Source organism: Aeromonas schubertii (assembly GCF_000820105.1).
In the GTDB taxonomy this organism is placed as follows: Bacteria; Pseudomonadota; Gammaproteobacteria; order Enterobacterales; family Aeromonadaceae; genus Aeromonas; species Aeromonas schubertii.
Window position 1 is genome coordinate 38441 of sequence record NZ_CDDB01000011.1, and the last position, 20966, is coordinate 59406.

The 20966-nt window shown below is 51.4% G+C and carries 16 protein-coding genes; 8 read left to right on the forward strand and 8 right to left on the reverse strand.

The features are described from left to right. The first annotated feature begins 90 nt into the window (after window positions 1-90). The 8 genes from brxC to brxL all read left to right on the forward strand — a co-directional run bounded on the left by brxC (window position 91) and on the right by brxL (window position 16668). Window positions 91-3786 carry a BREX system P-loop protein BrxC gene (gene brxC, locus BN1133_RS02615; RefSeq protein WP_050664996.1) on the forward strand — a complete coding sequence of 1232 codons (3696 nt, stop codon included), beginning with the start codon at window positions 91-93 and terminating at the stop codon, window positions 3784-3786. Window positions 3787-3860: 74 nt separating this feature from the next. Beyond that, window positions 3861-5105, forward strand: coding sequence for an AAA family ATPase (locus tag BN1133_RS02620; protein ID WP_050664997.1), 1245 nt, complete (start codon window positions 3861-3863; stop codon window positions 5103-5105). A gap of 2 nt (window positions 5106-5107) precedes the next feature. Further along, entirely contained in the window at window positions 5108-5869 is a 762-nt protein-coding gene (locus BN1133_RS02625; RefSeq protein ID WP_050664998.1) for a hypothetical protein, read from the forward strand. Window positions 5870-5919: 50 nt separating this feature from the next. Continuing rightward, a complete protein-coding gene (gene pglX, locus BN1133_RS02630; RefSeq protein WP_050664999.1) occupies window positions 5920-9600 on the forward strand; it encodes a BREX-1 system adenine-specific DNA-methyltransferase PglX in 3681 nt (1226 codons plus the stop codon). A 155-nt stretch (window positions 9601-9755) separates the two neighbouring features. Continuing rightward, window positions 9756-10466 carry a DUF3944 domain-containing protein gene (locus BN1133_RS02635; RefSeq protein ID WP_153006715.1) on the forward strand — a complete coding sequence of 237 codons (711 nt, stop codon included), beginning with the start codon at window positions 9756-9758 and terminating at the stop codon, window positions 10464-10466. A 39-nt stretch (window positions 10467-10505) separates the two neighbouring features. Beyond that, window positions 10506-11456 carry a hypothetical protein gene (locus tag BN1133_RS02640; RefSeq protein WP_050665001.1) on the forward strand — a complete coding sequence of 317 codons (951 nt, stop codon included), beginning with the start codon at window positions 10506-10508 and terminating at the stop codon, window positions 11454-11456. A 217-nt stretch (window positions 11457-11673) separates the two neighbouring features. Continuing rightward, a complete protein-coding gene (pglZ, locus tag BN1133_RS02645; RefSeq protein WP_050665002.1) occupies window positions 11674-14319 on the forward strand; it encodes a BREX-1 system phosphatase PglZ type A in 2646 nt (881 codons plus the stop codon). A gap of 102 nt (window positions 14320-14421) precedes the next feature. Further along, window positions 14422-16668: a protease Lon-related BREX system protein BrxL gene (brxL, locus tag BN1133_RS02650; RefSeq protein ID WP_050665003.1), complete on the forward strand. Its 2247-nt coding sequence runs from the start codon at window positions 14422-14424 to the stop codon at window positions 16666-16668. Between the two features lie 59 nt (window positions 16669-16727). Here the strand turns inward: brxL and BN1133_RS19495 are convergent, their stop codons facing one another. The 8 genes from BN1133_RS19495 to BN1133_RS02685 all read right to left on the reverse strand — a co-directional run bounded on the left by BN1133_RS19495 (window position 16728) and on the right by BN1133_RS02685 (window position 20866). Continuing rightward, entirely contained in the window at window positions 16728-17072 is a 345-nt protein-coding gene (locus tag BN1133_RS19495) for a type IV toxin-antitoxin system YeeU family antitoxin (protein ID WP_082177875.1), read from the reverse strand. 91 nt (window positions 17073-17163) lie between these two features. Beyond that, entirely contained in the window at window positions 17164-17661 is a 498-nt protein-coding gene (gene radC, locus BN1133_RS02655) for a RadC family protein (protein WP_050665004.1), read from the reverse strand. Window positions 17662-17772: 111 nt separating this feature from the next. Further along, a complete protein-coding gene (locus BN1133_RS02660; protein WP_050665005.1) occupies window positions 17773-18030 on the reverse strand; it encodes a hypothetical protein in 258 nt (85 codons plus the stop codon). Beyond that, window positions 18023-18433, reverse strand: coding sequence for a hypothetical protein (locus BN1133_RS02665; protein ID WP_050665006.1), 411 nt, complete (start codon window positions 18431-18433; stop codon window positions 18023-18025). Before BN1133_RS02665 ends, BN1133_RS02660 begins: the two co-directional genes overlap by 8 nt. Window positions 18434-18442: 9 nt before the next feature. Continuing rightward, window positions 18443-18868: a DUF2787 domain-containing protein gene (locus BN1133_RS02670; protein ID WP_050665007.1), complete on the reverse strand. Its 426-nt coding sequence runs from the start codon at window positions 18866-18868 to the stop codon at window positions 18443-18445. Window positions 18869-18929: 61 nt separating this feature from the next. After that, window positions 18930-19508, reverse strand: a complete 579-nt coding sequence (locus BN1133_RS02675) for a lecithin retinol acyltransferase family protein (RefSeq protein WP_050665008.1) — start codon at window positions 19506-19508, stop codon at window positions 18930-18932. A gap of 87 nt (window positions 19509-19595) precedes the next feature. Continuing rightward, window positions 19596-20045 (reverse strand): IrmA family protein, encoded by a 450-nt coding sequence (locus BN1133_RS02680; RefSeq protein ID WP_050665009.1) that lies wholly within the window; start codon window positions 20043-20045, stop codon window positions 19596-19598. An 8-nt stretch (window positions 20046-20053) separates the two neighbouring features. Next, on the reverse strand, window positions 20054-20866 hold the full coding sequence (locus tag BN1133_RS02685; protein ID WP_050665010.1) for a hypothetical protein: 813 nt from the start codon (window positions 20864-20866) through the stop codon (window positions 20054-20056). Between the last annotated feature and the right edge of the window lie 100 nt (window positions 20867-20966).

Consider the following 20966-nt stretch of genomic DNA (forward strand, 5'->3'; position numbering starts at 1 on the left):
TCAGCTGTTGGTAAGCCAATGGCGCGATAACGTAAATCACTAAACCGCTACAAGAACGGTAACCTGCAAACAAGAGACATGGGATCATCGATGCAAATCAAAGAGCTATTTACCAAACAACTGGATCGTCCAATCAATGGCGTGGTGAAAGCCGAACAGCTGGATGAGCAAATTATCTGGACTGAGTTGGATGAATATGTGGTGACCCGTGAACTTGATCGCCATCTCCGCCATTTCTTCGAGACCTATTTGCCTGGCGTCACCCATCCTGATGATCCCAGCGTGGCTGGTAAGATAGGTATCTGGGTCTCCGGTTACTTTGGCTCCGGTAAATCGCACTTTATCAAAATTCTCTCTTATCTGTTGGGTAACCAGAGAGCCGTTCACGGTGAGCAGAGCAAAGCTGCTATCGATTTTTTCAAAGATAAGATCAGTGACAACCTGCTCTACAGCGATATTCACGCAGCGGTGAATCGTCAAACTGAGGTGATTCTTTTTAACATCGACAGTCGTGCTGATACTGAAGATAAAGAAGATGCCATCCTGAAAGTGTTCCTGCGGGTGTTTAACGAGCGGCTCGGCTATTGCGCCGATCATCCTCATATTGCACACCTTGAGCGAGAGCTCGATGCTCGTAATCAATATCAAGCGTTCAAGAGCAAATTTGCCGAGTTGACTGGCTCCTCTTGGGAAGAGGAACGTGATGCTTATGGCTTCTGCCGCGATGAAATGGCGCAAGCCTGGGCTCACGCCACAGGCCAATCGGAAGCCTCCTCGGTGCAGAGCATGGAAAACTTGGAGTCCATGTTTACGCTCGATATCAGCAACTTCTGCAAGTGGGTGCGGGAGTATCTGGATCGCAGTGCCCAAGAGAGTGGAGGTGATGGCAAACGCATCATCTTCCTGGTTGATGAAGTCGGTCAGTTTATTGGCAATAACACCCAGATGATGCTCAAACTGCAGACCATCACTGAGAATCTGGGGACTGCATGTGGTGGACGTGCATGGGTTATCGTTACCTCACAAGAGGATATCGATGCCGTACTTGGCGATCTCAGTGCGAAAAAAGGGCAGGATTTCTCAAAAATCCAGGGACGTTTTCATACCCGGATCTCCCTCTCCTCGTCCAATACCAACGAAGTCATCCAAAAGCGTCTGCTCGAAAAAACAGAAGCGGCTAAAGATCAGCTTGCTGAGTTGTTTATTCAGAAAGGCGATATCTTGCGCAACCAGCTGGCGTTTGATGCAACTACGACTGCCGAGTTGGCGAACTATCGCGACAACGTCGAATTTGTCGATCACTACCCTTTCATTCCCTATCAGTACTTGCTTGTGCAGAAGGTGTTTGAAGCGATCCGCAAAGTGGGGGCAACAGGTAAACACCTTTCTCGTGGTGAACGTTCTTTGCTGGACGCGTTCCAAAATGCGGCACGTCAGCAGATGAATCAAGGTGTTGGGGTATTGGTGCCGTTCCATGCCTTCTATCCGGCTATCGAATCGTTTCTGGATACCAACGTCAAACGCATTTTCGAACAGGCGGCTGAGAAACAGAGCCTCGACCCTTATGATGTCAGCATCCTCAAGTCACTGTTTTTGATCCGTTATGTCGATCTGGTTAAGTCCACGCTCGATAATCTGGTGACCCTCTCAATCGAAGAGATTGATACCGATAAAGTCGCGCTCAGAAAACGGATCGAGGCCAGCTTGCAGCGCTTGGAGAATCAACTGCTGATCGCCCGCAACGGTGATGAATATGTGTTCCTCACCAACGAAGAGAAAGAGGTCGAGCAGGAGATCAAACACACTCTGGTCGAGAGCACTGAAATTACACGTCTGCTGTCGAAGGTCATTTTTGATGAGGTAATGGGAGGGCGCCGCCAGTATCGTTATCCTGTCAACAAACAAGACTATCCAGTGAGTCGTTTCTGTAACGGTCATCCTTTCGATGGCAGCTTGCAGACTGATCTGGTGCTCAAAGTCATCTCTCCGCTTGATGCCAACTTCGATGGTTACAACGATCAGGGCTGCAAGGCGCTCAGTCTGGAAGGTCAAGGTAGCATCGTGATCCGCTTGCCTGATGAAAAGCGGCTATGGGACGAATTTGATACCTGGCTTAAAACCGAGAAGTTTCTGGCTGGTAACCGTATCCAGCGGCCGGAACAAGAGAAGCTGTTGGCTGAAAAGGCGTTGGAGAATACTCAGCGCCGCAATCGTCTGAAGTCGCTGTTTGAGGAGTTGGTAAAGCAGGCTCAGTTTTTTGCTATTGGCAACGAGCTACAGACCAAGTCAGGCAGTGTCGCGAATATGCTCGATGAAGCCTTTAGCTACGTGATCGAGAATTCGTTCCAAAAGCTCAGTTTGCTCAAGAGCTGCGGTGCCAACCCGATGCAAGAGCTTAAAGCGGTGATCGTTGCTGATGATACGGCGCAGCTCAACATGCATCTGGGTGACCAGGATCCGAACAGCAGTGCCAAGCAAGAAATTGAGTTTTACCTGAATGTATCGGAAGAGGCGAACAAGCCGGTCTACCTCAAAGAGTTGCTTGAGCGTTTCAGTGCTCGCCCTTATGGCTGGAACCGTGATGAAGTGATGCTGCAAGTCGCCCATCTGGTGTTGCTGGGTAAGGCTGCCCTATCGACCCCTAACGGCGATCTGCCACTTAATCGCAGCTATGACCAGTTCACCTCGGTGCGCAGCCATACCAGTCTGCGTATTCGCCGGGTGCGCCAGCATAGCGAGCAGCAGATTGTGAAGGCTGCACGTCTTGCCAAAGAGATCTTCCAAAAACCTTTCGATAGCAGTGAAAAAGAGCTGGCGAGCAAGCTGCAAGGCGAGCTAAGCCAGTGGCAGAAACTGCTTCAAGAGTTCGAGTTCAAGGCAAAGCAAGGCCATTGCCCTGGACAAAGCGTGCTGGAGAGTGGCAAACGACTGGTGGCAGGCCTGTTGGATCTGGGAAATAACAGTTATGCCCTGATCGAAGCGCTATGTGCCCAGGCCAATGATTTGCAGGATTTTGCTGAAGATTTTGAAGAGGTTGAAGAGTTCTATACCCGACAGTTTGACACCTGGCTGCAACTGCACCGCGCCTTGGGGGAACAGTTCCGCGCTAACCGTCATGCGCTTGAGCAAGACCCGGATGCCGCAGCGCTATTGGCACAACTGCAAGCTATTCATGATGACAAGCAGCCCTATGCCAAGTTGCGTAACGTCGGCACCTTGGTTGAGCAGATTAGCGCGATTAACCTTCGTTTGGTTGAGCAGCAGCGGGTAGTGAGCCTGCAAGCTATCGAACGAACCCAAATGGGAATCAAATCTTCCGTCAGTGACTTGCCAAGCGATCTACAAAATCAGGCCATGCGCCCCTTTGTATTGCTCAAAGAACGGGTCAGCAAGAGCGTCTCGCTCCATGAGCTGGTTAGTCTGGTCAAGGAGGCTGATGACGAAGAAGACAAGGTGATCGAGCTTATCAACCGCTTCAGTGCGCAGCAGTTGCAGGAAGAAAAAGACCGTGCTGAAGCTGCCAGAAATGTTGGCGTATCCGCACCGTCACAGGTCCAGGAGCCAGCCGCAGGGACGAGCTGCGGTAGCGCCCAGGCGACTGTTGAAAAGCCGGTTGCCAAACCTAAGCCCACCCCTAAGCCGATCGAACTGGTCTCCCCCACCGAGCTGCTGGGCGATAACCACCTCTTTATTGAGACTGAGCAGGATATCGAAGCCTATCTGGGCAAGTTGCGTAGCCGCTTGCAGCAGGCCATTGATGGTGGCAAACGGGTGCGGATCAAATAACGATCAAATAGATACTCCTCTTGCCTATGTTGGCAAGAGGAGTATCTGCGGAACAATCAAAAAAGGAGCAGCACATGCTGACCCATTTTGAAATAGACAACTTTAAATCGTTGGTTGGTTTTAGCCTGCCGCTTTCTCGCTTTAACTGTTTGATTGGGCTTAATGGTGCGGGAAAAACCACTGTGCTGCAGGCGCTCGATTTCGCCTCTCATGTCATGAGTGGCGAGGTAAGGGAGTGGCTGGATGCCCGTGGCTGGTCGGCTGCCGATCTCACGAGTCGCCTCGGTAATAAATCCAATATTGAACTGGCGTTAGAGTTAGATATCGATGGGTTGTTACTGCGATGGGAGGCAACGTTTAATCGCGTTCGACTAGCATGCACACGGGAGGAGGTGAAAGTAAGAAGCTCAGTACTGGAGGGTGCCAGGCAATACGAAATCATTGTTCGTGTAGATGGTGCAATCTACGAGCTTAAATCGGGTAAATATTGGCACCGCTCGGAAAGTGCAGACCCATCACAATGGAACGAAATTCCTTTTATTTACGAAGGCTCACTGCTTTCTCAGCTCAAAGACAATCAGCTCTCACCATTGCTACGTGAACTGCGCGAACGTATCAAAGCGATTCGTTCTCTCGATCTACTCTCACCAGAACAGCTGCGGCGTAAAACCCGTCTGTCGGATTTGACGGATGACATAGGCAGTGGTGGTCAGCAACTGGGCGCTTTTATTCACCAGCTTAAAGCTGTGCAGCGAGATCAACTGCTGCAAAGATTGCAGCGTTACTATCCTCAGGTCACCAAGATCCACACCAGCGTATTGCGCGGTGGCGCGATCAAATTGGAATTACATGAGAGCTATCAAGCGACTGCCCAAGATGGGCAGGAAAGCTTGCTGGCACAAGACATGGTCACCGAGGCCCGCCATATCAACGACGGTATGCTGCGTCTGCTGGCTATTTTGGCTCAGCAATTCAGCCCATATCAGTTTGTACTGTTCGACGAAGTTGAGAATGGCGTCAACCCCGAGATCACCGAGGCGCTGGTGGATGCGTTGGTTAGCTCATCCAAGCAACTGCTGGTGACCACTCACAGTCCTCTGGTGCTCAACTACTTAGAAGATGACATTGCCCGCCAGAGTGTGCTGTTGATCTACAAGCGGCCAGATGGCATCAGCCGGGCGATACGCCTGTTTGATGTGCCCATGGCCGCCGAGCGGTTGGAATGTCTCTCGCCGGGAGAGTCGATGCTGGATCTGTCGCTGACTCGAGTCGCAGAGGCTGCTGAGCAGATGGTTGATCCCTCCCGTGGTGAGGGTTAACCATGCTGCGTACCCTACTAACCTTCGGTGAAGGCCCGACCGATATGGGCCGTAGTCGTAATGCCCAAGCCTATGCTCATGGCGACGATCTGGAGGTCGGTCCCATGCTACGCCTGGCTCATCGGTTGTTGGGGCGTCATTTACCAGACTGGAATACTGACCTGTTCGACTTGCAGCAGGAGCACGCCATTCCCTCGGTATTGGTGGCCCCGGCAGAGATGAAGTCCTTGGTAAAAAGCTCTGCCATCAAATTGCCCAGTAAAAAGACCAAGCAAGGCTATCTCATTCATAGCAAGCGAGGCGCAGTATTGGGTGAGCTAGCTCAGCAGACCGGTTCACTCACCGAAGCTCAGCTGGCGATCTACTTTCACGACACAGACGGCACCAATCGCGAGCCTCATGACCCGAACGATCTAGTGCAGGCCGTGAATGAAGGGTTTCGCGCCGCAGGCTTTGCGGGTCAAGGCGTTGCCATGGTGCCGCAACCGACTTCAGAAGCCTGGCTTATCTGCTCGTGTAAGCCTGATGCCTATCAACATTGTGCCCAGCTTGAAACCCAGCTATCCGGCAATGATCGCTCACCTGCTCGCGCCCCCAAGCTGGTGCTGGGGCACCATTTGGGAAACCCCGATTATCACCGCGGTGATCTCTTACCTGTGGTGAATGCTATCGAACTCGACCGGTTGGATATGCCGACCTTTAACCAGTTTCGAGATGATTTAAAGCAAGGGATCCGCAATCTGTGCGGGGCGGTAGATGACTAAGCCCGTCATCAGCTAGCACACGTTGCTCAAATAAAAATAATGAGAAAAAGATGAACACCAACAACTTGAAAAAAGTCGCCCCTCGGGCGCGTACCGCCTTTATTAAAGCCATTACCGCCCGTGCCGGTGAGTTTGGTATCACCGCCAAGGGTGTGAGTGCCCCAACAATCAGTGGCGATGTATTGCAAGTGGCGGGTTTTACCCATCCTGCTCGCTTTGCCCCGGCCATTACCCGTCTGCAAGAGCGAGTGGCAAACGAGGGATTTGCTCAACTGATCGAGCAGATGGCCTACACCTGGTTCAACCGTTTCTGCGCTATCCGCTTTATGGAGCTGAAAAGCGAAGAGGGATATCTCGAGCACGGGGTGCGCCTGCTTTCGCACCCTACCCAGCCCCAGGGTTTTGAGGTGCTCGACCGAGCGCCTGAGGTGATCGAATCCTTAATGAGCGAAGGGGTTTCCCTTGATAAGTCAGCGCTGCTCGAGTTGATGCTGGCGGGGAACGAGCAAGAGGCGTTATTCCGTGAGCTGTTGCTCGGTCAGTGCCACCGCCTGCATCAGGCGATGCCTTTTCTGTTTGAAGCCATCGACGACGAAACCGAGTTGCTGCTGCCCACCGGCCTGACCCGTACCGATGCATTCTGGCGTGAACTGGTGGATGGGATACCGGAAGAGGACTGGACTCAGGTTGAGGTGATTGGCTGGCTCTATCAGTTCTATATCAGCGAGAAAAAAGAGCAGGTGATCGGCAAGGTGGTGAAATCGGAAGATATCCCGGCGGCCACCCAGCTGTTTACCCCTAACTGGATCGTCCAATATCTGGTGCAAAATTCGGTGGGGCGCTATTGGCTGCAGACCTATCCCGATTCTCCATTACAGCAGGCCATGCCCTACTATGTCGCCTCTGGTGAGCAGCCAGATGAGGTGCTAGCTGAACTTGCTCAGATGACTCCTGCGAGTATCGAGCCTGAGTCCATCAAGGTGCTCGATCCCGCCTGTGGCTCTGGCCATATTCTGGTGGAAGCCTATAACCTGCTTTATCGCATCTACGAAGAGCGCGGTTACCGCAGCCGCGATATCCCCACGCTTATCCTGAGCCACAACCTCTATGGCCTCGATATTGACGACCGCGCCGCACAACTGGCCGGTTTCGCCCTGCTGATGCGTGCCCGTCAGGATGATCGCCGTCTCTTCTCACGGGAGATCAAGCTTAACGTCCACGCTTTGCAGGAGAGCCGCCACCTCAATATTCCCACACTGTGGCAAGCCCTTAACCTCAATGCCGAGTGGGATCGTGGTCAAAGCCAGGATCTGTTTGCTGTTGCACCGGCCAGCTTGGCGAGTAATGACCCGCGCTTGGGTCTGCTGAACGATTTGCACCTGCGTTTCCTGTCTGCCAAAACCTTGGGGTCGCTTATCGAAGTGCCCGCCGAGCAGGTGCAGGCCATCGACGAACTCTGTGCCACGCTACAAACCCTGAGCATCAGTGGTGATGCCATGCAAAAACCAGCCGCCCAGGAATTACTGCCACTGCTCAAGCAAGCCAGCGTATTGGCTACACGCTATGATGCAGTGATCGCAAATCCACCATATATAGGTTATCGATATTTAAATCAGGATGTTAAGAGTTATTTAGATGTACACTACAAAATTGGCAGTAAGGATTTATATGCTGCATTTATTATTGCCAATTTAAAACTTGTTAAAGAGAATTGTTTTTCCTCATTCATGACCCCAATGGTTTGGATGTTCATAGATTCTTTTTCGTCGCTTCGTAAATTTTTGTGTTTGAATAACACGATTACATCACTAATACAACTAGAATATAATGCATCAGGTAGTGTGCGAGTGCCACTATGTACATTTACGGTTAAAAAAGGCTTAGTGCACAAATCACATCAAGGTACATTCATTCGTTTGACAGATTTTCCTGGCGATGAGATGCAACCGATAAAAGTTATAGAAGCTATTAAAAAAAGATCTTGTGGCTGGCTCTATGAGGCTAAGCCAGCTAGCTTTGATAATATAGATGGAACTCCAATATCGTACTGGCTTGGAGAAAATGATTTATCGGTTGTTCGCTCTTTACCAAAGATGTCTACGTTTGCAAATGCAAAGCAAGGTCTTTCGACAGGAGATACAAATAGATTTTTGAGATTCTGGTTTGAGGTGAGTCTTGACAATGTGGCGTTTGGATGTAGAAATTCCGAAGAATTTATTCTTTCTGGTCGTAAATGGTGCACATATAACAAAGGTGGCGCATTCAGGAAATGGTATGGGAATGTTGATTATGTTGTAAATTGGGCAAATTCTGGCGCTGAGTTGGAAGCGTTTAAACCTAAGTCTGTTATAAGAAGTAAGTCATATTACTTCAAAGAGTCTATTAGTTGGTCAGATGTAACTTCATCTATAACTTCGTTTAGAAGTTATCCCAATGGATTCATATTCGATACTGTTGGGCATTCAGCATTTTTTTCAAATCAAGAGACTAGTTATAAAGCACTAGGATTCTGTAACTCTCAATATATAAAGAGGTTGATTCCTGCAATTAATCCAACATTGCATTTCTCTGGTGGTTATTTCTTAAAGCTGCCATTTATAAATAATGCAACAACTCAAGATGTTGACATCATAAAGAAATTAATAGAAATACATGCATATGATTGGAGTAGTGTAGAAACATCATTTGATTTCAAAAATAGCTTTTTGTGTTGCTTGCCAGTTGTTCATGGGAAAGATAAGTTACAAGATAAAGTACAATGTTACTATGAACATAATGTTGATTTGATTTCAAAAGTACAAAGTTTGGAAAATGACCTTCAACTTTATTATTCCAAACACTTAGGGGTTGAATATGTAGAGGTTCCTATCAATGAGGTTACTCTCACATGCAATCCCCATTATAGATATGGTGGAAACTTAACTTATGAAGAGCGTGATGCTCGCTTGCAATGTGATACTATCTGTGAGCTGATCTCCTACGCCATTGGCTGCATGATGGGCCGCTATTCCCTCGACCGTGAGGGGCTGGTGTACGCCCATACCGGTAATGAGGGCTTTAAGGCTCTGGTGGAAGAGGGCGCTTATGCCAGCTTTGCCGCCGATGAGGATGGCATCCTGCCGCTCACCGCCGATAACTGGTTCCCCGATGATGTGGCGGCGCGATTCGAGCAGTTTGTCCGCACCGCCTGGGGGGCTGAGACGTTGGAAGAGAACCTGCAATTTATCGCCGATAGCCTCTGCCTTGCAGCGATCAAGCCGGCGAAAAAGGGCGGCGAAACCGCCCGCGAAACCGTGCGCCGTTATCTCTCGACCCAGTTCTATAAAGACCACCTCAAGACCTACAAGAAGCGCCCCATCTACTGGCTGTTTAGTTCAGGTAAAGAGAAGGCCTTTGAGTGTCTGGTCTATCTGCACCGCTATAACGAAGCGACCCTGCCGCGAATGCGCACCGAGTACGTGACACCACTGCTCGGTCAGATGGCCGGGCGTATCGAACGCTTGCGCCTGCAGCAAACCGAGGCCAGCACCAGCGATGCCAAACGCATTGGCAAAGAAATTGACAGCCTAACCAAACAGTTGGCCGAGCTGCGCGCCTTTGATGATCAGCTGAAACACCACGCAGATATGCGCATCCGGCTTGATCTCGATGACGGGGTCAAGGTCAACTATGGCAAGTTCGGTACCCTGCTTAGCGATGTGAAAGCCATCACCGGCGATAAGGGCGAGTGATCGACCTATCGTCCATCAAATCAAGGCGAGAGCTGCCGCTTGTGCGGCAGCTCTCATTTTGCTTATTGTCGTTCAAGGTAGAGGGTTATCCCTTGGACTTGACTGGTGAGGGCGTAGTATTTTATTGATATTTATCATGAATTGGTGGCGTGAATATGGATATTAATATTGCAAGCAGATATTACAAGTACAGAGAAGATGAAGATCTGGCATTTATTGCTCACTGCACCCATGAGCAACTCGCGCCACTGGTTAGTTATTTGACAATTGATCGTGATGGCAAGCCAAGATTGGCTGAAACCTTGACCAATAACCCCGAATTTAAAGCAAACAAGCATGATTTTTCTCGGGCATGGCAAGCCATCTGCACAGAACTGCAAACATATGGCAACTCGACAACATTAAATATCGTGACCAGAAAGGGGGCCGCGTATAAGGATATTGTGCAGTTTACTGCAAAATCCGTTGGCTGCGTGATAGACAAGCAGAGTGATGTGCAGACCCTCGAGCAGGCGATAGTGGCCAAGGTGCTGGAGTTGCAGATGGATAAGATGACGCAGGCTGAGCGGGAAGCGTTTATTAAAACCATGAAGAATGACTATCAAGTGAATAATATCGACCCTTTAAAGTGGACGGTCAGGGATTTTAGTGTGATATCGGGCGTACTGGCGGGTGCATTCGGTGGGGCTGCTGCGGCTGGAGCTATGTTGCTGCCAAGAGCATTATTATTTTCTAGTCCACTTGGGCTCGTCGGTGGATTATTCAGTGCTGTGGTAGAGGGGCCTGCACTGCGAGTCACCTTGCCGTGCGTTATCCATATCACCATGTTGCGTGAGTTCCATCGTCACGGTAACCCGTTCAACTGAATCTGATAACACAAGTCTTGACAACACAAGGATATTAAGATGCTTGAAGAGACGCTCAAAGTGATTATGGTGCCTGATTGGGCCAAAGTTGACCCTGAGATTCGCGAGTTGATCGAAACGGGCCATATGCGCCTGCGTGAAGGCGTCATTTATTGGGCCAAGGGTAAAAAACTGGTAGAAGGCGCGGGGAGTATTGTCAAGCACCTTCCCTTTAAAGAGATGACGGTAGATGTCAGCCAGGGCGTTAATGTCGAGCAGTTGATGAAAGCCACCGCCGCCATGCAGAAAAGCATCGGCCTAGCGGTCGGGTTATCAACCGGGATTATTCTCGCTGCGATAGTGATTCAAACCGCCTATCTCTCTCAAAAGCTCAATAAAATCCAGGCGTCGATAGATAAAATTGCTGTTGAAATTCAAACTCAAAATCAGCTCTTTTATCTTGAAAAACTTTCATCGTATATGGGTAGCATTATGGCGGCCCATGAGATGTTGGCTGTTTCTAAAGAGAGCGAGGCATACCCTGAGGTGATTGCACCATTATTGGCAACACTTGCTCAGCAAAGAAACGAATTGTGTACATTCTTGATGAACCTGATTGGCTGGATCGACCACAGTAAAGCAATCGAGAATAAAATTACCGATGAACATGCTGCATTGATAGTTGATTTTGTGACAAGCGTATTGGACGTTATGCCAAAATCAATTTATGTGGAGTCTGCACTTTATACCATTCTTGGTAAATATCATCATGCGGATGCACTTGTTGAGTCGGCAGCAATAAAATATAAGTCTGTTTTGAACTCTTATCGGTTATGGGCAAAGGATGGCTATGATCAGTGGTTAACCGGCAAGGCCAGCCGCAGTAGTCATCTATTGGTTAATAAGTTTGAAGATATTAAAAGCCTGTTGCGCTCTATCGAAAATCAGCTGCTGCTGGGCAACAGTCAGCAATTATGCAAACAGCAATTGGAGTATGTTGTGACACCGTAACATAGTGCTGGGTTGTCAGAGGCTATCAAGAGGACAGGCAACTGGCCTGTCTTCTCTACCACCTGGCTGAGTCCACTAGTGGCGCTTGCCAAGGCGTACCATTCGATGGCCCCTGGCCTTACGCTATACGGATTGTTCCATGAACTCTAAGAGCATTTCGATTACCATATGGTTTTGTTGTAAATCGGAGCCTAATGGCTTGTCGTGACGGATTTTTATGGATATCACCCAGCTCCAAACCGGGCTAAATAAGAAATTCGAGCAGAGCCGGATCGTCTTTTGGCATGATCCCGAGCAGAGCTTTACAGCACAGCTGGCAGAGCTTGCCGATCCCCAGGCCGGTTTGACCCGCGAAGGCCAGCCTGTGGTGGTGCTCAACATGTCACAGCACTCCCAATTACAGGTGAGAAGGCGCATAGAACTCGATGAGCAGACCACGCCATTTCTGCTCTACTGGCCAAGCCCTGAGCCTGCAGCAGCCAAAGATTGGCTGCTCGATATGCGTCGCTACAGCGCTACTTTTTATGCCGATGCGGCATCGATCCTGCTCAACGAGCTGGGTCTTGCCAATATGGCGTTGCGTGATTATATCGCGTCACGCAGCAGCTTTTTTGCCAACAAGGAGCGTACCTCAGCCCTCAAGCGTCGTTTGGATGGCCGCAGTGGGGTGGAAGACTCGCTGTCGCTCGATCTAAAGATGATCAGCGTGTTGTTGGGTTGTCTTGCTCAACCTGCTGATGTAGTCAGGGAACTAGGCGCTCGCCTGTTGGATACTCATCTTGAGCCCGCAGATGCTCTGGCATCACTTGACCAACATGGGTTGCTGCCGAGCCTTTGGCAGTTGTTAGAACGGGATTATGGTTATCAGGTCGCCGAAGAAAATAAGGCGTCTTTGCGGGAGTTTATCCGCAAGCTTTTTGCCAGTGAGAGTTATGAGTTGCTGGAGGTGACCAAGCAGGAGCAGCGCCCGGCTTGGTTGCAATCGCAGTTGCTGGTGACGCCGACCGGCCGAGCCAATGCCATGGCATTGCTGGCGGGTTGGCGCGATTCATTACAACACAGGGGGGCGTTTGCCCAGCTTTCACAAGAGGTGGCGACGCAGCTTGAGTTGTCAAACAGGTTGAATAGCCTGACGACTCAGGAGGTATGGTGTTGGGCAGAGGTGACCAGTTTTGAAGCGGTTGAGCAGGCCTTGATCCGAGAGTTGGTTGCTGGATTGATGGGGGGCGATCTCGGTTTGAGTCGCAGCGACTTTAGTCAGCTCATCTCGCGCCGTCGTCAGGGCTTTTGGCCCGGGTTCGACCCCAAGTATGCCTATCTTTATCAGGCGCTGCAGCATGCTGAAAATCTGTTGGAACTGCGCAGAAACTACCCGGATGGTTTTCATTTTTCATCGGCTCAGGCCATGTATCAGGCTTATGAAACCGAGTTGTTCCAGTTTGATGCTGCATATCGTCTCTTTAACGAGGCATTACTCCATTTGCAGGGGCAGGCAGTTGAGGTATTGGCCGCTTTAGCCGACAAGATCGAAGATCTCTATGTTAACTGGTACCTCTACCAGCTTGGCTTGGCATGGGATGGATTGCTGGCCAAGCAGCAACTGCTGGCACGCTGGGAGTTGGGCGTACCAACACAAGCACGATTCTACGATACCGTTGTTAAGCAGCGTTTTGCCCAGGCAGGGGTAAAGCGGCAGTTTGTGATCATCAGTGATGCGCTGCGCTACGAGGTAGCTCATGAGTTGCAGGGGCAAATCAACGAGGCCAAGCGTTTTGCCGCCAAGCTCACTAGTCAGCTGGGAGTGTTGCCCAGTTACACTCAGCTCGGGATGGCTGCCCTGTTACCCCACCAGCAGATTGATTATGCACAAGGGAGTGCGACTGTATTGGTGGATGGTCAAAGTAGTGCCGGATTTGATAATCGCAGCGCAATTTTGGCTAAAGTGGGGGGCATTGCGATATCAGCCAAGTCGCTGCAAGGTTGGACCCGCGCTCAGGCCAATGAGGTGATTGGCGATGCTCGGGTGATCTATGTCTATCACGATGTCATTGATGCCATCGGTGACAAGCAGGCGACTGAGCAGCAAACATTTTCGGCAGTTCGTCAGGCCATCGATGAGCTCAATAATCTGGTCAGCAAGATCATCAATGGTTTTGGTGTTACCCGAGTCGTCGTCACGGCAGATCATGGGTTCTTGTTCCAGCGTGAGGCGCCGGAAAGTGGGGTTAAAGCCCAACTACAGACAGAGCCTTCTGGCACGCTTGAGGCCAAAAAACGCTATCTGATCGGACGGCAGTTGCCTGTTAATGAAGATGTCTGGCAGGGCAGGATCTGCGACACGGTCGGCGGAGATTCCGATGTCGGATTCTGGCTGCCCAAGGGGGTAAGCCGTTTCCACTTTGTGGGCGGTGCCCGTTTTGTGCATGGCGGGGCCATGTTGCAGGAGATCTGTGTGCCGGTGATGGAAGTGCAGGAGCTTCGCGGCAAAAAGCAGGCGCAGCATGAGAAGAGCAAGGTGAATATTGTACCTGCCTATCAGCCCATCAAGTTGGTCAATGCCATCGACAAAATCCGGTTCTTGCAGACCGATGCCGTTGATGAACGGCATAAGCCGCGCACGGTGCGTTTTGTGGTGATGGATGCCAATGGACAGCATGTATCTGCTATCGAGAAGCTCAGCTTTGATGCCGCTTCCGGTACCCTTGAGCAGCGCCAGCAGGATGTTCGCTTGAAGCTGACTGGTACCAATTTTGACCGCAAGGCGCAATATATGTTGCTGCTGGAAGATGATGAGGATGGCATTGAGCTGGCCCGCTACCCGGTGACCATTGATCTGGCGATCCAGAACGACTTCGGTTTTTAATACCGGAAATTGTTGAGACGATTTGTCAGTGATGAGCCCGAATCCCTTGAACTTTTATTGATGAAATAAGGCATAGCTCAGGTTATGCCTTGGAGTGACCCGATGCCACATGATGAAATGAGTGCAACTGAAGGCGAGTATGTCGGTAAAGATCAACCGGACGAGCAGGCCACATCTGTTACCCATATCACCAACAATGTGCTGATCCAACAGATGGATGTGTACCCTGGAAGTAAGCCAAGTGGTGATGAGAACATTCCTGAGCACGGTTTGATATCCGGTTATCCGTTCGCAGGGGCAGCAGATGAGTTGGCTCAGCATGCCAGCATGGATCTCGATGCTCGCCTGAATCGCTATTTCAAAGGCAAAGTGGTGCGCAAGGATCTGACCAAACAGCTCAAGGAAGGGGCCAATGTCCCCGTCTATGTCCTGGAATATTTGCTCGGGATGTATTGTGCCTCTGATGATGATGAAGTGGTGCGCGAAGGGTTAGAAAACGTCAAGAAGATCCTGGCCGAGAACTATGTGCGTCCCGACGAGGCAGAGAAGGTCAAGTCACTGATCCGTGAGCGTGGCAGCTTCAAGGTGATTGACAAGGTGGGGGTCAAACTCAATCAGAAAAAGGATGTCTACGAGGCGCAGCTCTCCAATCTAGGCATCAAGGATGCGGTGATCCCTGCCAATATCGTCAAGCAAAACGAGAAACTGCTGACCGGCGGGATCTGGTGCATCATCACCCTCAATTACTTCTATGAGGAAGGGCAGAAGATCTCGCCCTTCTCAATTTTTACCCTGAAGCCGATCCAGATGCCCTCCATGGATATGGAGGAGCTGTTCGCGGCTCGTGCCCATTTCAATACCGATCAGTGGCTGGATGTGCTAATCCGCTCCATCGGCATGGAGCCGACCAACTTGCAGCAACGGGTCAAGTGGCATCTGCTGACCCGGATGATCCCCTTTGTTGAAAACAACTACAACGTATGCGAGCTGGGGCCGAGGGGGACGGGTAAAAGCCATGTCTATAAGGAGTGTTCACCCAACTCTTTGTTGGTCTCAGGTGGGCAGACAACGGTAGCTAACTTGTTTTACAACATGAGTTCGCGCCAGGTTGGTCTGGTGGGCATGTGGGATGTGGTGGCTTTTGATGAGGTGGCGGGGATCACCTTCAAGGATAAAGACGGCGTACAGATCATGAAGGATTACATGGCCTCAGGGTCCTTCTCCCGTGGTCGTGATTCAATCGAGGCAAAAGCCTCCATGGTCTTTGTCGGCAACATCAACCAGAGTGTTGAGACCCTGGTCAAGACCAGCCATCTGCTTGCGCCGTTCCCGGAGGCGATGATCGATACGGCCTTCTTCGATCGTTTTCATGCCTATATCCCCGGTTGGGATATTCCCAAGATGCGGCCAGAATTTTTCACCAACAACTATGGCCTGATCACCGATTATCTCGCCGAGTATATGCGCGAGATGCGTAAGCGCAGTTTCTCCGACGCCATCGATCGTTACTTCAAGCTGGGCAACAACTTGAATCAGCGTGATGTAATCGCCGTTAGGCGTACTGTGTCTGGGCTGTTGAAGTTGCTCCATCCACATGGTGTGTTTGATAAAGAAGATGTGCGCCGCTGTTTGACTTATGCACTGGAACTGCGTCGGCGCATCAAGGAGCAGCTCAAGAAACTTGGTGGTATGGAGTTTTTTGATGTGCATTTCAGCTACCTCGATAATCAGACCTTGGAAGAGTTCTTTGTCAATGTGCCGGAACAAGGTGGCAGCCAGTTGATTCCGGAAGGATTGGGTAAGCCCGGGGTGGTGCATATGGTCACCAAGGGCGGGGCAGGGCAATTAGGCCTTTATCGTTTTGAAACCCAAATGACACCCGGCAATGGCAAGCATTCAACCTCAGGCCTGGGTTCCAATACGCCAGCGAAGGAGGCGATCCGGGTCGGTTTCGATTACTTCAAAGGCAACCTGAATCGGGTCAGCGCAACGGCCAAGTTCTCCGAGCATGAGTACCATTTGCATGTGGTCGAGCTACATAACTCCGGCCCCAGCACCAAAACCAGTCTTGCCGCGCTGGTGGCGTTTTGTTCCATTCTGATGGGCAAGCCGGTGCAGGAGCAGATGGTGGTGCTGGGTGACATGACGCTAGGCGGTGTGGTCAATCCGGTTGAGGATTTGGCTGGCAGTCTGCAACTGGCAATGGACAGTGGCGGAAAACGAGTATTGCTGCCGATGGCGTCAGCCTCGGATATTCCAACCGTACCGGCGGAGATCTTCTCCAAGTTTCAAATCAGCTTTTATGCTGATCCGGTGGATGCCGTCTACAAGGCATTAGGGGTTCAGTAGTCAGCCAAAAAAAGAAGTCTCAGATAGGGTGAGCTACATGCTCACCCTCTGCCTCAGATTTATCTTTTCGTGGCTTGAACATTACCGCATTCCTGCCGGTAGACATCCAGATAGAGATATCCGTAGCTGGCTTTGGGATTAGCCAGACATACCCATTCCCCTTGCTGTAACGTCACCAATTTATCTTGGTCACTCAGTAGTTCTCCTTGTTGAAAGAGCTTGCTAAGGCGCTCAATAAAACTCGGTATAACGGTATCAATGTCGGTAAGCCATTGCTCGTCAGCATCGCCATAGACGCCGCAGCGATCCCAAAGCAGGGAAACCCTGCTTCGTTCAACAATTGCACGTGCGCCAAAACGTGGTTGGACTTGGGTGTGTAATCCCCAACTCCCTATGGTTCCCATTTTCTGTGTACTCCTAATGATGGTAAGTCGTTGTAGAGCTCACTGCTGGCCATGCCTTCTTCCTCCATGGACTCCCTGACCGGCGTGGTAGTTACAAATTCCCTCGTTCTGCCAGCGACACCACACCCTCAGTACCGACGACCAGATGATCCAAAATCCGGATATCCACCAGTGCCAGGGCATTCTGTAGGCGCAGGGTGATCTCGATATCTGCCCGGCTGGGTTCCGGGTATCCCGACGGGTGGTTATGCACCAGCATCAGGGCGGCAGCATTGTGGTGCAGTGCTCGCTTGACGACATCGCGGGGGTAGACGGTCGCAGCGGACAGGGTGCCAAGGAACAGTTCCTCGTAGGCCAGGATCCGGTGTTGGTTATCGAGGAACAGTGCCGCAAAAACTTCTCGATCCCGTGTTTGCAGCAGCCCTTGCAGGGCCTGATGGGCCAAGTGTTTATCGGTAATAGCTTCTCCCTTAGCCAGTTTCTGCCGGGCAACAGCTTGGGCGATGGTGAGCAGGTCATCGTCGGTGACAAGGTCAGTCACCCGGTAGGTGCCGGGTTGCTCCCCGGCGGTGAGTTTTTGATGCAACATGATTAGGCTCCATACGCCATCGCCCCACCGCATTGGACGCGGCAGGCTAGGCGAAGTAGTTGGTTAATGGGTTACTGAATGGGGTGTGACCGCAGGCTTGGCTGGCTGTGTTCAGGCCGCCAAGGTGTGCGGGGTGTAGTCGTGTAGCGGAATGTGGTAACTGGTGGCGAGCATGGTGCCTAACTGGGTTAGCCAGCGGTGATCCGGATGATCGCACAGCCATTGCGCCAGTCTGTCACCCAGTTCGTTTTCATAGCGTAGGTAGAGGGCGTAACCGGCCACCGGCTGGCCTTGGTCATGGACCACTTCAATCTGACCATTGTGCTCAAGGTAAGCCTCCAGCTCGATGGCGATCATGGCGTTAATCATCTTCGGTCTCCTTGTCGGGGATGGGGTCACTCGCCACGGCATAGCCGCGATGAATACAGATGCGTTGCAGGTCGGTCAAAAAGCTTGCCAGTACACAAGGCTGCTCGGTGAGCGGCACCGGCCCTGCTTGGCAATGCCAGAAGCAATTGCGCTTGGGGTCGATGCAGATCTCATCTCTCGGCTGACTCATGGTGTGCCAGTCCTCAGCATTGGTGAGGGAGAGCAGTTGCCACTGCGACCCGGACCAACGGACTTGCAGGGTGACTGTGCGGAAGTATGGGCTATCCGGTGTCAGGTGAAGCAGCCAACGCTGACCACTGTGGGTGGGGGTTAGCTTGGCGCTGGTGGCGACTCGTCCCAGCCACAGGCGTGTGTAGTGGGAGAGCGCTAATTCTTGGATCATCGTTACCTCCTAATCTCCTGCGACCGTGACGCTGAAGCATTCCAACCGGCAGTAGGCAATGAAGTTGCTTTGCCAGATGTTGAACAATTCCCGCGCTTCGGCCAGCCGCAGAGGCCCCCAGCCCAGCATGGTGTGGTCCCCATCGAGGAAGTTGAAATCGAGCTCCTTGCAGAGCTCGGCATCCTGGCCCAGCCCTTGGTAGCTACAGTCGGTGACGTAATCGAACAGCCAGCCATCGAGCCCACGTATCAGACGGATCTCGACTGGGTGCACGCCGCCTTGCTCGGCGCTATAACCGGGGTTACGAAAGTTGAAGGTCAGTTGGGTTAAGCGCTCAATATTGAGCTCGGTTTTAGCTATTTCTTGGTCGAGCAGAGCCAGCAATGCTTGGGCAACGGGCAGGGCAAAGCCGTCCCGGAAAAAGGGAATTGTCATGGTGTTTCCTCATTGAGTTCAAGCAGGGGGGAGCCCCCTGCTTTTGCTTTGAAGTGATGGGTCAGTCGTTTAACCAATCCCACAGCTTGCTGACGCCATAGGCTGCGACGGCACCCACGGCAAGGGGGGCTAACAATGGGGCTGTGGCAATACCGGTCACCGATACTACCGTTGCAGTTGCGCCACTACCGCCAGCTGTTGTGGCTAGTGTGCTGGCAGCAAGTCCTGCCGTTGCACTGGTGGCCGCCTTACCTAACGTGTGACGAGCGACTTCGGCAGCCACCACCGTTGCTACAGCGGTCTGCAGCAGCTTGGGGGGACGGGCAAGTCCATCGATGCACCAGGTAACAAATTGCTCGCCACTGGCAAATGGCTGGCCTTGTTCACCTTCGTTGAGCCGTGCGTAAGCCCGTGTCAGGATCTCCTCTCGACTGAACAGCCGTTGGGCATGGGGCTTGACCTCAATAGCGCAGTGCTGACTGAATTCAGTCAGCGAGGTCAGCATCAACTGGCCTGAGTGCTCTCCAGAAGTGAATGGTAGACAGTGAATGACCTGGTCATGGCCAACAAAGAGGCCATGATGATGGCCTTCAGGCTGTGGTGTTACCAAGTGATCGCCGATAATGAAATGTCGTGTCATGGGGTGATGTTCCTCATCAAGAGTTGGAAATGAAAAAGGGCGTCACCGTGATGGTGACGCCCTTTGGCTTTGTTTTTGCTGAGCGGGCTACTTGTTGCCCACGGTGATCTTCAGTGGTTGATGAAACTCAGGGGTGAAGGTCGAAACTGGCAGTCGGGTGACTTCGTTGTGAGCGAGCACCTCGGTCGCCTGAATGATGGCGATGGACTTGGCCTGCTCTACCTGTCCGCAGTCAACCTCCGTAAAGCCACCGCCATAGCGAGTGGCTGAGCTCCCGCCGAACGATTCAACCTCCAGAGTTGATTTGGCCAGCGCTTTGCCCTTCTTGTCATTGAATTGCAGCGTGATGTACAGCCGACCAAACTCATCGGCCCCACCGCTATCGAGGGAGAAGTGGTAGGCGCAGACGCCCTGGTTGGCGTAGACGGTGTCAGTGTGCTGGATAGCTAGAGATCGCTGATCTTCTGCATGGCTGACGGTTGTACAGAACAGTGCGGCAACAACGGTAGTCAATAGCGTGTTCTTGATAGTTATCATTTGGTTGATTACCCCCGGTAATATTCACACGGTGTTTGAAGCTGAACGGGCTTCATCTTCCATATCGCGACGGCAGTCTCGTCTTTATAAGCTGTGACTTTGGATGCGGCCAAGAGGGTGCTGACAAGGTCAGTCCATTGCGCCTGATTGGTTACCTTCGCGGAGAGACGCTTGCCATCGACCTCAATGGCATCGACAAATTGGCTACCTTTGCCATTGGTGTGTACCAGGCTTGAGGTGGAGCGCCCATCTGAGGTTTCAAATTTACGAGAGCACTTAAGCGTTAACAGATTCACGCCTTGGAATAGGTCGTATTGGGTGCCTTGGTTACTCATTTGCCATTCGGCATGTCCTACAGGCTCTTCAATCGACACAGGTTGTTTTTTTGCGTTCTCTTCTGCCTTTTTCCAGGATGCAACCTTACCCTCCTTACGTTCTTCCAGGTACATCCAGGTATCCAGTGGATAACGCTTGATGAGTCGGTCACCGACCATGACATCGATGTTGTTCAGCCGATTGTAGGTATTGACCTCGATACTGGCCGAGGTGCTGCAGGTGCCGGTATCGAGCTTTTTAAAGCTGCGGCTAGCGTGTTCGGCAACCAGCAGGTCACCGATGGCACAGCCTGTTTGGGAGCGGTTGTTTACCAAGGCAATGTAGTGGCTGTTTTTGTAGAGCAGCTCACAGGTACTTTTGTTATTACACGCTTGAGCCAGGGTGGTGCCATCACTGTCTTGATAGGACCAGATGTCATTGGTGTTGCTGGCCATGATACTCGGTGCAGTGACTGCCAGGGTGAACAATGGAACGAGTCGTTTCATGAGAACTCCTATTGGTAGTAAGTCGTAGAGAAGGGGATAACCCTAGTCCGGTGAGATAGGCAGAAAATGCCCAATATCAACCTTTTGGGTTGATCCTCAC

Coding starts and splice junctions, on each gene's coding strand:
- BN1133_RS19495 (WP_082177875.1), bottom strand. CDS start 17,072: ATGGGAACCATAGGGAGTTGGGGATTACACACCCAAGTCCAACCACGT.
- brxC (WP_050664996.1), top strand. CDS start 91: ATGCAAATCAAAGAGCTATTTACCAAACAACTGGATCGTCCAATCAAT.
- brxL (WP_050665003.1), top strand. CDS start 14,422: ATGCCACATGATGAAATGAGTGCAACTGAAGGCGAGTATGTCGGTAAA.
- BN1133_RS02660 (WP_050665005.1), bottom strand. CDS start 18,030: ATGATTAACGCCATGATCGCCATCGAGCTGGAGGCTTACCTTGAGCAC.
- BN1133_RS02625 (WP_050664998.1), top strand. CDS start 5,108: ATGCTGCGTACCCTACTAACCTTCGGTGAAGGCCCGACCGATATGGGC.
- BN1133_RS02640 (WP_050665001.1), top strand. CDS start 10,506: ATGCTTGAAGAGACGCTCAAAGTGATTATGGTGCCTGATTGGGCCAAA.
- pglZ (WP_050665002.1), top strand. CDS start 11,674: ATGGATATCACCCAGCTCCAAACCGGGCTAAATAAGAAATTCGAGCAG.
- pglX (WP_050664999.1), top strand. CDS start 5,920: ATGAACACCAACAACTTGAAAAAAGTCGCCCCTCGGGCGCGTACCGCC.
- BN1133_RS02680 (WP_050665009.1), bottom strand. CDS start 20,045: ATGATAACTATCAAGAACACGCTATTGACTACCGTTGTTGCCGCACTG.
- BN1133_RS02620 (WP_050664997.1), top strand. CDS start 3,861: ATGCTGACCCATTTTGAAATAGACAACTTTAAATCGTTGGTTGGTTTT.
- BN1133_RS02675 (WP_050665008.1), bottom strand. CDS start 19,508: ATGACACGACATTTCATTATCGGCGATCACTTGGTAACACCACAGCCT.
- radC (WP_050665004.1), bottom strand. CDS start 17,661: ATGTTGCATCAAAAACTCACCGCCGGGGAGCAACCCGGCACCTACCGG.
- BN1133_RS02685 (WP_050665010.1), bottom strand. CDS start 20,866: ATGAAACGACTCGTTCCATTGTTCACCCTGGCAGTCACTGCACCGAGT.
- BN1133_RS02665 (WP_050665006.1), bottom strand. CDS start 18,433: ATGATCCAAGAATTAGCGCTCTCCCACTACACACGCCTGTGGCTGGGA.
- BN1133_RS02635 (WP_153006715.1), top strand. CDS start 9,756: ATGGATATTAATATTGCAAGCAGATATTACAAGTACAGAGAAGATGAA.
- BN1133_RS02670 (WP_050665007.1), bottom strand. CDS start 18,868: ATGACAATTCCCTTTTTCCGGGACGGCTTTGCCCTGCCCGTTGCCCAA.